The sequence below is a fragment of the Deltaproteobacteria bacterium genome (assembly GCA_016234845.1).
Classification (GTDB): domain Bacteria; phylum Desulfobacterota; class Deferrimicrobia; order Deferrimicrobiales; family Deferrimicrobiaceae; genus JACRNP01.
Window position 1 is genome coordinate 1 of record JACRNP010000181.1, and the last position, 13,743, is coordinate 13,743.

Sequence of the window (13,743 nt, forward strand, 5' to 3'; positions counted from 1 at the left end):
ATGTTCGGGCGGACGTGGAAGTGGCGGACGCGCATGGAAACCTCGCGGGATGTGTCTTGTCCACCAATAAACATCAGCCCCGGCCGCAAGTCAAACCGTGGGCGCCCGGTTCCCCGGCTCTAAAGGTTTTCCCGGATTCTTCCGAAGAGGATTCTGATGAATCGGACCGTCTCCTTCGACCAGCTCCTCAAGGCGAACCGCGTCCTCGGCACGCTGATCGAGGCTTCCCCGCTGGCCATCGTCACCTTCGACCCCCAGGGGGTGGTCACGATGTGGAACCCGGCCGCCGAACGGATCTTCGGGTGGACCGAGGAGGAGGCGGTCGGGAATCGGCTCCCCTTCGTCCCGGCGGACAAGCAGGCGGAATTCCAGGGCCTCCGGGAGCGTGCCCTCCGCGGGGAGGTGTTCACCGAACCGGAGCTGCACCGCAGGAAGGCCGACGGATCGCCGATCGTCGTGAGCGTCTCCACGTCCCCCCTGCGCCGGCAGGACGGGGAGATCTACGGGATCATGTCGATCCTGATGGACGTGACGGCCCGGAAGGCGAACGAGGAGTCCCGGGCGCGCCTCACCATGGCGGTGGAGCAGGCCGGCGAGAGCATCGTGATCACCGACACCCGGGGGGCGATCCAGTACGTCAATCCCGCGTTCGAACGGGTGACGGGATACGGTCGGATGGAAGTCCTCGGGCGGAACCCGAGCGTCCTGAAAAGCGGCCGTCACGACGCGGAGTTCTACGGGGAGCTCTGGAGCACCATCGGGCGCGGCGAGGTCTGGAGGGGGACGTTCATCAACCGACGGAAGGACGGGACGCTCTACGAGGAGGAGGCGGTCATCTCCCCCGTGCGGGACCCGTCGGGGCAGGTCGTGAACTACGTCGGCGTGAAGCGCGACGTGACCGACGTCCGGAGGATGGAGGAGCAGCTCCGCCACTCGCAGAAGATGGAGGCGGTCGGCCGGCTCGCGGGCGGTGTCGCGCACGACTTCAACAACCTCCTGACGGCGATATCCGGCTATTGCGACCTGCTGCTGCACCGGCTGCCCGACTACTCCGGGCTTCGCAAGGACGTGGAGGAGATCCGGAAGGCGGGCGACCGCGCCGCGGCCCTGACCCGGCAGCTGCTGGCGTTCAGCCGGAGGCAGGTGCTGCAGCCGAAGGTGCTGGACCTGAACGCGGTGGTCGCCAACATGGGGCACATGCTGCGCCGGCTGATCGGCGAGGACATCGAGCTTTCCCTGGAGCTGTGCCGGGAGCTGGGGCAGGTGAAGGCCGATCCGGGGCAGGTGGAGCAGGTGATCGCGAACCTGGCGGTGAACGCCCGGGACGCGATGCCCGACGGCGGCAGGATCACCGTCACCACCGCCAACGTGGAGCTGTCGCCCTCCTACGCGGCCGCCCACCCGCCGGTCGCCCCGGGGCCGCACGTCCTCCTTTCGCTCGAGGACACCGGGCACGGGATGGACGACGAAACGCAGGCGCACCTGTTCGAGCCGTTCTTCACGACCAAGGAGAAGGGAAAGGGGACCGGCCTCGGGCTCGCCACCGTCTACGGAATCGTCCAGCAGAGCGGGGGCCATATCCGGGTGAGCAGCGCGCCGGGAAGCGGCTCCGTTTTCCGGATCTACCTGCCGAGGGTCGGGAACGGCGCGCTCGCGCCGGCGGGAGTCGATCGTCCGCCAACGACCCTTGCGTCGCCGGGGACCGAGACGATCCTCCTGGTGGAGGACGAGGACGTGGTGCGGCTTCTCGCCCGGGAGATCCTCCGGATGAACGGGTACACGGTGCTCGAGGCGCGGCACGGACGGGAGGCGCTGCTGATGTCGGAGGCGCCCCGCGGGGCGATCCACCTGATGCTGACCGACGTCGTGATGCCGAAGATGAGCGGAAGGGAACTGTCCGAACGGCTGCGGCCGCTCCGGCCCGACACGCGGGTGCTCTACATGTCGGGGTACACCGACGACGCGATCGGGCACCACGGCGTGCTCGACGACGGGATCGCGTTCCTCCAGAAGCCGTTCACCGCCGAGAGCCTGTCCGTCAAGGTGCGCGAGGTCCTCGACGCCTGACTCCCGTCAATGGTGGGAATGGCAATCCCGGCAAAGTCCCGACCAGTCGACCCGATCCCCTTCGATCCTGACGATCCGTACCCGTTTGTAATCCGCCCGGTCCGGCCTGTTCCGGAAATGGCATGTAAGGAGGGTGATGTATCCGTCATTCAGGGGAAGGGTGGCGGGATCCCTCAGTTCCTCGCGATTCCACCGGTTGATGTTCGACGGATGGTTCTTCTCCCCGACGAGCGGCGTGCAGCGGGAGACGTGGCAGATGCAGCAGGTCTAGTCGATGGTTTCCCCCCGCAGGGAGAAGCGCCCCGCGGCGGCATCCTCCGCGGAGGGCACTTTCGTGTGGCACGAGGGGCAGGAGGATGGGTTCGCGTGGGGACTCTCGATTCCGTGGAGTTCCCCGGCGGAAGCCGAACCGGAGAGGACCGGGAGGACGACGAAGACGCCGGACAGGAACCGCTCCATCACCGCTCCCCTTCCTGCCGGATCGCATCCGGCGATCGGGGCGCCTCGTCATGCCGTACATCCGTTCACGTTTATATGCTACTCCGGAACGGACTCCGGTGGAAGGGAAGGAACGAACCGGGGCCAAGGTTCGCACGACGACCACCGGGATGATCGCAGACCTCGCATTTGCCGCGCGGCTCGGCTACTTCGGCGAGAACGACATGGTCCGGCTGACCGGGTATTACCTGAGGATCAGCGACGCCAAGACCGGAGGAAAGTTTGCCGACAGCTTCTCGGCGGAGAGATGGAGATGGATTCCACGACCAAGGGCAAGATGCTCGAAGGGAAACTGGACTGGTACCACCGGCGTTATCCGACGCCGATCCCTTCGCAATCATGAAGGCGATGGGGCATGCCGACATCCAGACGACAATGATCTACATGTCTCTGGAGAGGAGCCACATTCGGGAGCAGGCGGAAAGGCTGAACACCATCTCGATCCCGGAAAGCGCCTATGCGCCCTCCCGCGACAGGAGCTCTGCGAGGCGGGCCGGCTCGAATGGCTTTTTCAGGAAAGCTAGCGGCTTAAGTTCTTCGGCTGCTTTAATTGTATCCTCGTCGTCGTAGCCCGTCATGAAGATCACGGGGATCTTGAGGCGGCCGACGATCTCGCGCGCGGCGCCTATCCCGTCGATCGAACCATGGATGGCAATATCCATAAGGACCACATCGGGCTTCTTCGCCTCCGCGGCCTGGATGGCGGCCTCTCCGCTGGTCACCATACCCACCAGTTCGCATCCCCACATCGGCAACATGGTCGCCAACCCCATCGCATTGATGATCTCGTCTTCGACGATGAGCACTTTCTTGGGCATAGCTTTAACCTCCGACCGCTTGGGTCATCTCGCCGAACGTGAACACGAATTCTGTTTGGGAGCCAAGCCGGATATCTATCGTCCCGCGAAGCTGGAGCGTCGCGAGGTTCTGCACCAACTTCAATCCCAGCGAACGGATTCGGGACAGGTCGAAGTCCCGGGGCAACCCGGGGCCGTCGTCCCGGTATCTCATCTCCATCTGCTCTCCGCGACGCGTTAACGACAGGAAGATCGCCCCCGATTTCGGGCCGGGGAAGGCGTGCTTGAGAGAGTTCGACACGAGCTCGTTGATTATCAATCCCAAAGGAAGTGCGAAGTCGATGGAAACGGAAACGTCATCGAGAGTGATTTCCGTCCTGATGCGTCCCCCGGTCACGTGATGAGCTCCAAGGATGGTCTTCAAAAGGTCTTCAGCGTAATCCTTGATGTTGAGCGAGGCGAAATTTCCGGATCGGTGGAGTTTCTCGTGGACGAGCGCCATCGCCCGGATTCGGTCCTGGGTATCCGAAAGAACGCCCAACATGTGCTTGTCGGCGAACGTCGCGGCCTGCAGACTCATCAGGCTGCAGATGACCTGCATGTTGTTCTTGGTCCTATGCGCCAGCTCTCTTAGCAGCACTTCCTTTTCCGCCAACGCGGATTGAAGCGCCTCCTCGGTCCGCTTGCGACTGCTAATGTCGGAGGAGATTCCGGCGACCGCGTAGATCCTCCCCTGCGCGTCCCGAAGCGGAAACTTCGTCGTAAGCCAAGTGATCGAGCGGTCTTCGAGCAGGCTGTACTCCTCGAGCTCCAGCGCCTTCCCCGCCTCGATCGCTTTGAGATCGTTTGCCTCATGCCAGTCCGCGTCCATTTTGGGCATGAACTCATGACGTCTTCTACCTTTCATCTGTTCCGGCGTTGATTTGAGCAGCTCAGCGAGGGCGGCATTCACCAACACAAAGCGTTCTTCCAGATCGACCGCGTAGACGAGGGCCGGTGTGTTGTCGATGATGTTCTGGATTTGCCGTTGGGCCGCAGCCACCGCCTCCTCGGCCCGCTTGCGGCCGGTGATATCCATGAGGATACCCAGAAGCCGGTCGGGCAAACCCTGGTCGTCGTATTGGAACAAACCGCGTGTGGCTAGCCAGTGCACGTTGCCCTCGCGGCCAATGACCCGGTATTCGGTCTCTAACGGTGCGCGTTCGGCCATGCATTTCCGCATCTCCGCCTCGACCCTGGGCAGGTCCTCGGAGTGCACGCGTTCAGCCCAGTCGCGATACTTGTAGCGCCGGGAAAGAGTGGTGGTGGGGGGGTGGTGGTGGTGGGAAGTTCCATGCCAAGCAGATGCACGGTTTGTTCCGTCGCCTTGATCTCGTCCGTCTTCAGGTCCCTGTCAAAGATTCCGACTCTGGTCCCGCTTGCCGCCATCGCGAGCCGCGAATCGCTCTCGCGCAGCTCACCCGTGCGTTCTGCAACGCGCTGTTCGAGGGTGGCGTTCAATTGCTGGAGCGCGGCCTCGGCCTTGCGACGTTCGGCCAGCTCAACCGCGAGTTCACGAGTGCGTTTGCGCACAAGCCACTGTAGCAAGACCACCACAACGCCCAGCACAACGAGGCCGGCAAGCGTCGCCATGAAATACGGCTGGAACTTGCGCCATGGTTCTTCAGCGACCAGCCAGCGCCGGTATATCTGGTCGTATCGGCCGTTGGCCTTGAGGATCAGCAGCCCCTGGTTGAGTTTTTCCACCAGGCCGGCGTCGCCTTTCTTCACGGCGAACGAAAAGACGCGTTTGTAGTCGGGAATCGGCGGACCGGGCTGGACGTCCTTGACGCCGGCCTGCCCCATTTCGAGCACCCCGACAAGCTTCGAGCACAGCATCGCGTCATGCTTGCCCGCGGCGATCAGCCGGAGCCCGTCCGGAATGAATTCGACCGGGATCACCTTCCCGGCGAACTTCCGCTCGACCAGTTCGTGGTGGGCCGCGTCCGAGCGCAGCACGACGATCTCCTTGCCCGCGGCGGCGGCAAGGCTCGGCAACTTCGGTCGTCCTTCCCGCACGAAAAACGCGTCGAACGTTTCCGTGTGCGGCAGGCTGAAGTCCACGAGCGGCTCGCGCCCGGCGGTCCGCGCGACAACCGGCAGTACGTCGATTTCTCCTTTGACCAGTTCGTTCCACACCTGGTCCCACGGGCCGGAGGTAAAGCGGATGGGCAACCCCATCGCGTCCGCGACGGCCTTGAGCAGTTCCACGCCGAAACCGGTCGGCTGACCATCCTTGTCCGTGAAGGCGTACGGCCGGAAATCCTGTTCGCTTCCGGCACGGATTACGGGAGGTTTGTCTGACGCAATGCAGGTGCCGTTCACCCAACCGGCTGCGACGAAGACAACGCTGATGACGAAAACCGGGAGGGAGAAGGACGACCAGATTCCGCAACGGCATTTCGTATCCGTTTTGAACATAATCCTCGCTCGGACCCCTTCGCGATGCACAGTCCTCTCAGTTTAGCCATAATGAAAGGATTTCGAGCGGTATTTCTTGTGGCCGCCCATTCGAATCAGACGGACCGATGCCGATTTTGCCTGTTGCCGGGTCAATTTTCGAATCCGGTAGACACTTCAAAACGAAAAAGGGGCCCCCGGAGGTCCGGAAGCCCTTGGATTTTCTGGTGGAGCTGATCGGGATCGAACCGACGGCCTCCTGAATGCCATTCAGGCGCTCTCCCAGCTGAGCTACAGCCCCACGATATGCAGCGAAGAAGATTAACCGATCATGGAGGAATTTGCAACGGGGATCTCCTCGCGCGCCCCTTATTTCGACAGGAGGAAGACCGCGGATTCGGCGAAAAGGTTCGGCATGACCCCCGAAAGCACCCGCCCCCCGCGGTCGCTCGTGAGGTAGATGCGGCGGGAGACCCGAAGGGAGAACCGGCGGCAATACTCCTCGAAATCGTCGACCGAGCAGAAATGGATGTTCGGGGTGTCGTACCACTCGTACGGCAGGAAATCGGTCTTGGGCATGCGTCCCTTGAGCAGGAGGTACGCGCGGATCCTCCAGAAGGCGAAGTTGGGGAAGCCGACCACCGCCTTCTTCCCGACGCGGAGCATCTCGGACATGACCACGTCGGGGCGCATCACCGCCTGGAGCGTCTGGTTGAGGATCACGTAGTCGAACGACTGCCCGGGCCAGTCCTCCAGCCCCCGGTCGATGTCCCCCTGCAGGACGGGCAACCCCCGGGCGATGCAGGCGCGGACTCCCTCGTCGGAGATCTCGATCCCCCGGCCGACGACCTCCTTGTCCCGGACGAGCTTCTCGAGGAGGGATCCGTCGCCGCAACCGAGGTCGAGCACCCGCGCGCCGCGGGGGATGAGCTCCAGGATGATGTCGTGGTCGATCCGCGTCCCTTCCGCCGTCACGAGGCGCCTCCGGCGCGTCTCGCCTCCGCGCGGAGCCCGGGGCGCATCGCGAGCTCTCCCAGGCTGTGGAGGATGCGGGCGGTCGCCCCCCAGATGGTGTGGCGTCCGTAGTCGATGAAGTAGACCTGGTACGGTTCCCCCAGGAACGTCGTCCCGGCGGCGCGATACCGCGAAAGATCGGTGAACACCGACAGCGGGACGTCGAAGACCTCCGCGATCTCGAACGGGTCGAGCAGGAACGAAGCGGCCTCCGGGATCCTCGCCACGATCGGCTGGATGAAGAAGCCGGTCACGGTGGGAACCGGGTCCATGGCGCCCAGGAGCTCCACATCGGACGGACGGATCCCCAGCTCCTCCTCCGCTTCCCGCAGAGCGGTGGCCAGCAGGTCCCGGTCGCCCGCGTCGCGGCTCCCCCCGGGGAAGCAGACCTGCCCCTTGTGGTGCGGCACCCGCTCGGTCCGCCGCGCGAGCACGACGACGACCTCTCCGCCGACCACCCGCAGGGGCACGAGCACCCCGGCGGTGCGCAGCTCCGGCGGCGGCGCGGCGGCGAAATCGGCGGGGTGGAGTTCCCTCCGGAGCCGCGCGAGAAACCGGGAATTCACCTCCACATCGACACCTCGGCGATCGTCCCCCCGACCAGCTCGACGGAGAGCTGGCGCGCCCCGACGTTCATCCCGCGCATCGACTCCACGGCCTTCTCGGGGGTGGCGTGGGACACCAGGACGTACTCGTCCCGTCCCCGCAGCTCCGACGTCACGCGCCGGACCGAGGAGAGGAACGGATATTCGGAATACAGGGCCTCCACGAAATTGTGCTCCTCGAAATGGGTCGCACGGGCGAAGCGGATTCGAATCTCGCTCCGCCGGACCGAGTATCCCCCCTGTTCGAGCTGCTCCCGGAGCGCGGGAAGGTGGACCCGGATCTGCCGGTAGAGGGAGAGATCGCGGTCGCGCTCGATCGTTTCCTGGGCCTCGACCCCGATCACCCGCGGCAGGTTCATCTTCTCCGCGAACCGGTCGAGGGCGTCCTTCCGGCGGTACTGGGATCGAAGCTCCACGCCGTACCCGGCCCGGCATCCGGTGGAACGCTCGTCCGAGTGGAGCGACACGCCGAGCTGCAGCAGGGCGAGCCGGACCGCCTCCCGCCGCAGCGCCTCCTCCCCTTCCGCCCGCGCGCGGGCCACCACGTCCTGCCGGGTCTCGTCGAGGTCCAGGGGCCGGTACCATTTCCCGTCCCGGTACGTCCCGCACAACGGAGCTTCCGTGGAGAGGTCGTAGACGACCTCCGACTCCACCCCCTGGAGCGACTCGGGCGTCACCGCCGCGATCAGCTTCTCGATGGCCGACAGGACCGCCGTCTCCCGCCCCGGCTCGAACCCCTCGATGAATTCCCGCACCGTCCCGTCCCGGTCCACGAAGACGAGCGTGGGCAGGCGCGACACGCCGTACGCCCGCAGGACGCCCCCCTTCGCGTCGAAAAGGATCGGGTAGGAGAACTTCCCCTGCGGGGAGGAGGCGAACCGGTCCAGGAACGCCTTGACCCGCTCCACGCCCACGTCGGCGTCCTCGTTCACGGCGACGACCGCCACCTTCCCGGGACCGTATTTGGCGAAGAGCCGCTGGAGCGCGGCCATCTCGTCGAGACACGTCGCGCAGTAGATCGACCAGAAGGTGACCACGACGGGGACCTTCCCGCGGAACTGGGCGATCGAAACCGGTGGACCGAACGGCGCGGCGCCCGTGAAGTCCGGGGCCGGCTTTCCCAGGATGTCCTTCACCTGCCCGGACGCGGGTCCTCCCGCGAGCAGGAGGCAGACCGCAAGCACGAATCCCGCAAGACGCCTCATTTCGCTCCTCCTTCTTCCCGGCACGGACATCACTCCGCGGCGGGGTCGATCACCGCGAGGAGCTGTCCCTCCTCGACCCGGTCGTTCACCTTCACGCAGAGTTCGCGGATGACGCCCGGCATCGCCGACTTCACCGCGTTCTCCGTCTTCATGACCTCGATGTTCATGACTTCCTCGCCCTTCCGGACGCGGTCGCCCTCGGTCAGCACCCGGTCCTTGGTGCCGATCCGCCACACCGTCCCCGTGACCGTCGCCCCGATCTCCCCGCGGTTCGACGGGGACGCCTTCCGGACCGCCTTCCGCGCCGCCGCCGCCTCGGGCAGCTCCACGGGAAACACGTGCATGATGTTGTCCACCGACAGGACCACCTGCTTGATCCCGCCGACTCCCTCCCCGATCGAGACCAGGCGGATCACGTGCGGCTTCCCGCCGATCGGGACTTCCACCTGGTCCCCCGGCTTTCGCAGTCCGTTGAGCCATACGGCGGTCGGGAGCACCGTGGTGTCGCCGAACCGCCGCCGGAACTTCAGGAAGTCGACCGCCGCCTTGGGGTGCATCAGGTACAGAAGGAACTCCTCCTGCGTCGCCTGGCGGCCCAGCTCCGCCTCCATCGCCGCGCGGGCCCTCCCGAGGTCCTCGTCGGGCAGCAGCGAAAGGGGGGACGAGGAGACCCGCTCCGCCTTGACCTTCGCGGCCCACCCGTCCCCGAAGACGCTCCGGTAGACCCAGTCCTTCGGCCAGCCGAACGGCGCCCCGGCGTACAGCCGGAGCAGCAGGTTCTCGTCGGCCTGGGAAAGCGCCTCCAGCCGTTCGCCCGATTCGAAGAACCGCTCCAGGACGCTGAACAGCCGCCGGATGTTGTGCTCCCCGCCCTCCTTGTGGAACCGCTGGAGGATCCCCGCCCACGTGGTCCAGGTGATCTGCGAACCGGGCGTCACGTCGAAATACTTGATGATCCGGTTCCCGTACGACATCCCCTTCAGGATGTGCGGCATGAGGTCCAGGAACCCGCCCTTCTCGGCCTGCTCGAAGGAGGACGGGAACGCTCCTCCCGGCATCCGGTGGACGGTGACGTCGCTCGTGAATCCCTTGAACTGGGACTCGAACCGTTCGTAGCGCCGGATGAACCCGCGGATGACGTCCGACGCCTCGTCGGCCCGCGCAAGGTCGAGGCGGACGTCGAACCCCAGCTCCCGGAGGTACCGGACCAGCGGCCGGACCGGCGGGTGGCCGTAGAACCGCGAGAACGCGTCGTCGGTGACGTCGAACAGCTTCGCTCCCGCCTCGGCGGCGGCGGCCATCGCCGGGATCACGAGGCCGTCCGTGGAGTGGCGGTGGTACTGGATGACCAGCCCCGGGTACTTCTGCAGGAACGCGTCCACCAGGCGGCGGATCCGGGCGGGGCTCCCCACCCCCGCCATGTCCTTCACGCACAGGATGATGTCCTTCGTCCCGCCGCACAGCGACACGATCTCCTTCAGCACGCGCAGGTAGTACGCGTCGGAGCACTCCGGCGACTCGGTGAAGGAGATGGCCGGCGAGAAGATCTTTCCCCCCCGGAGCACCTCCTCCGCCACCGGGGCCATGTTCGGGACGTAGTTCAGGAAGTCGAAGCAGCGCCAGACGTCGATCGTCGGCAGGAACGACTCGACCGCCAGCCGGACGATGTTCCGCGGGTACATCCGGTATCCCCAGACGTTCGTGGAGCGGATGAGCGTCTGGGTCAGGACGTTCGGCATCCGCTCGGAGAAGTGGCGCGCCTCCTCGAACGGGTGGATCATGTTGTTCATCATGTTCTGGTGGAGCCTCGCGCCGCCGTGGACCTCGATGGAGAAGTAGCCCGACGCGTCGTAGATCGGCATCAGGCGGGACAGGTCGTGGAGGGTGAACCGGTTCTTGAAGTCGCTCTGGCCGGTGTCGCGCGGCCCCGTGCCGGTGAGCCAGATCGCCTTCCCGTCCCGGACGGTCTTCAGGACCTTCCGGTACCCTTTTTTCTTCAGGCTTCCGATCATCGCGCGCCCGTTCCCCGGATCACCCGCTGTGGATGTTTCGGCCGAGGCCGGAGACCTCGGCGACGAAGCGGGCGACCTTGTAGAACTCCTCCTCGGCCTCCGCGTACTCGGTCAACCCCGCGATGTTCTCCTCGATGAACCCGGTGTGGATCCTTCCCGAGACGAAGTCGGGGTGGTCCATGATCCGCCGCAGGAGGGGGATGGTCGTCCGGACGCCCCAGATGTCGTACTCCCGCAGCGCGCGCCGCATCCGCTGGATCGCCGTCTCCCGGTCCTTGCCCACCGAGCAGATCTTGGCCAGCAGCGAGTCGTAGAACGGCGGGACCTCCCAGCCCTGGTAGATCCCGGACTCGGTGCGGACGAACGGACCGCTGATCTGCCGCAGGAAGGTGACCCGGCCGAAAGAGGGGGAGAACCCGTTCTTGGGGTCCTCGGCGTTGATCCGGCACTGGATCGCGTGCCCGCGCAGCAGGACGTCCTCCTGGCGCAGCGACAGGCGGTCGCCGGCGGCGATCTTGTACATCTTCCGGATGATGTCGAAGCCGCTGATCATTTCGGTGACCGTGTGCTCGACCTGGATCCGCGTGTTCACCTCCAGGGCGAAGAACTTCCCGTCCCGGTCGACCAGGAACTCGAGCGTTCCGGCGGTCTCGTACCCGATGTCCTTCATCGCCTTGACCACGATCGCCCCCATCCTCGCCCGGACTTCCGGGGTGAGGAGGGAGCTTTGCGCCTCCTCGACCAGCTTCTGGTGCCGCCGCTGGATGGAGCACTCCCGCTCGCCCAGGTGGATGACGTTGCCGAACCGGTCCGCGAGGAACTGGAACTCGATGTGGCGCCCCCCCTCGATGAATTTCTCGACGAAGACCGTCCCCTTTCCGAACGCCTTCTCCGCGACCGACCGCGCCGAGGCGAGGCTCTCCTCGACCTCGTACGGAGAGGCGACCTTCTGCATCCCCTTTCCCCCGCCGCCGGCGGACGCCTTGATGAGGAGCGGCCACCCGACGCGGTCGCCGAACTTGATCACCTTCTCCGCGGAGTCGACGTCCTCCAGCGCCGGGGTCACCGGAACGCCGGAAGACGAAAGCGCCTTCCTTGCCGCGATCTTGTCCCCCAGGATCCGCATCACGCGGGCCGACGGGCCGATGAAGACCAGCCCCTCCCGGTCGACCGCTTCCGCGAAGTCGGGGTTTTCCGCGAGGAAGCCGTACCCGGGGAAGATCGCGTCGCAGCCGGAATCCTTCGCCGCGCGCAGGACCGCGTCGATGTCCAGGTAGCTCATGGACGCCGGGGAGGGCCCCAGGCGCACCGCCTCGTCGGCGAGCTTCACGTGGAGGGAGAGGGCGTCGCAGTCGGAGTACCCCACCACCACGGGGATCCCCAGCTCCCGCGCCGGGCGGATGGCCCGGCAGGCGATCTCCCCGCGGTTGGCGATGAATATCTTCCGGAAGAGACCCAAACCCGGAGGCCCTACCCGATGTCCCGGCCGGTGAGGATCGTAAGCGCCTCGCGGTATTTGAGGGAGGTCTTCAGGACGACGTCGGCGGGGAGACGGGGCCCCGGCGCCGTCTTGTTCCACGGGAGCGTCAGCAGGTAGTCGCGGACGAACTGCTTGTCGAAGCTCTTCTGCGGCCCGCCCGGCGCGTATTCGGCCGCCGGCCAGAACCGGGAGGAGTCGGGGGTGAGCGCCTCGTCGATCAGGATCAGCTCCCCCGCCGCCGTCCCCAGCTCGAACTTGGTGTCCGCGATGATGATCCCCTTCCCCAGCGCGTACGCCGCCGCCTTCCGGTACAGGGAGAGGACGATGGAGCGGACCCGCTCCGCGGTATCCTTCCCCACCAGGCGGACCATCCGCTCGAAGGTGATGTTCTCGTCGTGCTTCCCCTTCTCCTCCTTGGTGGCGGGGGTGAAGATCGGCTCGGGCAGGCGGTCCGATTCGCGGAGCCCCTTCGGCAGGGGGATCCCGCACACCTCCCCCCGTTCCTTGTACTCCGCCCATCCCGAACCGGACAGGTACCCGCGGACGACGCACTCCACGGGAAACGGGACCGCCTTCCGGCAGAGCATCGACCGGCCCCGCAGCGTCTCCGCGTAGGCGCGGGCGGCGGCCGGGAACGCGTCCACGTCGGTGGTGATCATGTGGTTGGGAACGATGTCGGAGAGCAGCCGGAACCAGAACTCGGAGATCCGGGTGAGCACCTCCCCCTTGCCGGGGATCCCGTCCGGCATGACGACATCGAATGCGGAAAGCCGGTCGGACGCGACCAGCAGCAGCTTGCCCTCGACCTCGTAGATGTCCCGGACCTTGCCGCGTCCCAGCAGCGTCAACCCGGGGAGCTTCGTCTCGACCACCGTGGCATTCGTCACGATACCGACCTCCGGATGGGGTGGTTGAAGTTTTCTACTATATCAGAAGAAAAAGGGGCGGATGCGGCTGAAGAACCGCCTCCCGGCATGCGATAAGACGGGGAAATACGGCCGGGGCGAACCCCGGATGGAGGAAGGCGCCGTGGGGAAGGAAGAGACCATCCTGCTGGTGGAGGATTCGGCCACGGTCCTCGCCCTGGTCCGCGCCTTCCTGCAGAACGAGGGGTACGACGTCCTGTCCGCCGGGAGCGGGAAGGAGGCGGTTCGGATCTGCCGGGAGTTCGCCGGGCGGATCGCGCTCGTCCTGACCGACATGATCATGCCGAACATGGGCGGCGTGGAGCTCGCCGGGCAGGTGCGCGCCATGCGGCCCGGGACGAAGGTGCTCTTCATGTCGGGGTACGCCGAGGAGGAGACGTCCTCGATCGGGGCCCCCCTCATCCAGAAACCGTTCACGCCCCACGCGCTGGCGGCCAAATTGCGGGAGATCCTCGACGCGCCGCCGTAGCGTCAACCGTTCCCGGCCCCCTCGAACTGCAGCGCGTGCAGCCGCCGGTAGATTCCTCCCAGTGCCAGCAGCTCCCCGTGGGTTCCGGACTCCCGGACCTTCCCCTTGTGCATCACGAGGATCCGGTCCGCGGAGAGGACGGTCGATAGCCGGTGGGCCACCACCAGGGCGGTCCGCCCGGGGAGGATCTCCGCCAGGGCCCCCTGGATCCGGTGTTCCGTTACGGGGTCC

The 13,743-nt window shown here is 65.8% G+C and carries 13 protein-coding genes and 1 tRNA gene; 2 read left to right on the plus strand and 12 right to left on the minus strand.

Annotation, left to right across the window (positions count from 1 at the left end):
- The first annotated feature begins 156 nt into the window (after positions 1-156).
- Positions 157-2,067, plus strand: a complete 1,911-nt coding sequence (locus HZB86_11595; protein MBI5906166.1) for a PAS domain S-box protein — start codon at positions 157-159, stop codon at positions 2,065-2,067.
- 267 nt (positions 2,068-2,334) lie between these two features.
- Here the strand turns inward: HZB86_11595 and HZB86_11600 are convergent, their stop codons facing one another.
- The 11 genes from HZB86_11600 to HZB86_11650 all read right to left on the minus strand — a co-directional run bounded on the left by HZB86_11600 (position 2,335) and on the right by HZB86_11650 (position 12,989).
- Positions 2,335-2,526, minus strand: a complete 192-nt coding sequence (locus HZB86_11600) for a hypothetical protein (GenBank protein ID MBI5906167.1) — start codon at positions 2,524-2,526, stop codon at positions 2,335-2,337.
- A 494-nt stretch (positions 2,527-3,020) separates the two neighbouring features.
- A complete protein-coding gene (locus HZB86_11605) occupies positions 3,021-3,383 on the minus strand; it encodes a response regulator (GenBank protein MBI5906168.1) in 363 nt (120 codons plus the stop codon).
- 4 nt (positions 3,384-3,387) lie between these two features.
- On the minus strand, positions 3,388-4,620 hold the full coding sequence (locus tag HZB86_11610; protein MBI5906169.1) for a PAS domain-containing protein: 1,233 nt from the start codon (positions 4,618-4,620) through the stop codon (positions 3,388-3,390).
- Positions 4,551-5,726, minus strand: coding sequence for a transporter substrate-binding domain-containing protein (locus tag HZB86_11615; GenBank protein MBI5906170.1), 1,176 nt, complete (start codon positions 5,724-5,726; stop codon positions 4,551-4,553). The genes HZB86_11610 and HZB86_11615 overlap by 70 nt, the downstream gene beginning before the upstream one ends.
- 300 nt (positions 5,727-6,026) lie before the next feature.
- Positions 6,027-6,102: transfer RNA gene (locus HZB86_11620), tRNA-Ala, on the minus strand.
- A gap of 68 nt (positions 6,103-6,170) precedes the next feature.
- Positions 6,171-6,776, minus strand: a complete 606-nt coding sequence (gene metW, locus HZB86_11625; GenBank protein MBI5906171.1) for a methionine biosynthesis protein MetW — start codon at positions 6,774-6,776, stop codon at positions 6,171-6,173.
- On the minus strand, positions 6,773-7,387 hold the full coding sequence (locus HZB86_11630; protein MBI5906172.1) for a CoA pyrophosphatase: 615 nt from the start codon (positions 7,385-7,387) through the stop codon (positions 6,773-6,775). Before HZB86_11630 ends, metW begins: the two co-directional genes overlap by 4 nt.
- A complete protein-coding gene (locus HZB86_11635; GenBank protein MBI5906173.1) occupies positions 7,378-8,625 on the minus strand; it encodes a TlpA family protein disulfide reductase in 1,248 nt (415 codons plus the stop codon). Before HZB86_11635 ends, HZB86_11630 begins: the two co-directional genes overlap by 10 nt.
- A gap of 29 nt (positions 8,626-8,654) precedes the next feature.
- Entirely contained in the window at positions 8,655-10,637 is a 1,983-nt protein-coding gene (locus HZB86_11640; GenBank protein MBI5906174.1) for a biotin/lipoyl-binding protein, read from the minus strand.
- A 19-nt stretch (positions 10,638-10,656) separates the two neighbouring features.
- On the minus strand, positions 10,657-12,096 hold the full coding sequence (locus tag HZB86_11645; protein MBI5906175.1) for an ATP-grasp domain-containing protein: 1,440 nt from the start codon (positions 12,094-12,096) through the stop codon (positions 10,657-10,659).
- Between the two features lie 11 nt (positions 12,097-12,107).
- A complete protein-coding gene (locus HZB86_11650) occupies positions 12,108-12,989 on the minus strand; it encodes a phosphoribosylaminoimidazolesuccinocarboxamide synthase (GenBank protein MBI5906176.1) in 882 nt (293 codons plus the stop codon).
- Between the two features lie 157 nt (positions 12,990-13,146).
- Between HZB86_11650 and HZB86_11655 the strand changes: the two genes are divergently transcribed.
- Positions 13,147-13,512, plus strand: coding sequence for a response regulator (locus HZB86_11655; GenBank protein ID MBI5906177.1), 366 nt, complete (start codon positions 13,147-13,149; stop codon positions 13,510-13,512).
- A 2-nt stretch (positions 13,513-13,514) separates the two neighbouring features.
- Here the strand turns inward: HZB86_11655 and HZB86_11660 are convergent.
- On the minus strand, positions 13,515-13,743 hold a 229-nt coding region (locus HZB86_11660; GenBank protein MBI5906178.1), incomplete at its 5' end, for a hypothetical protein.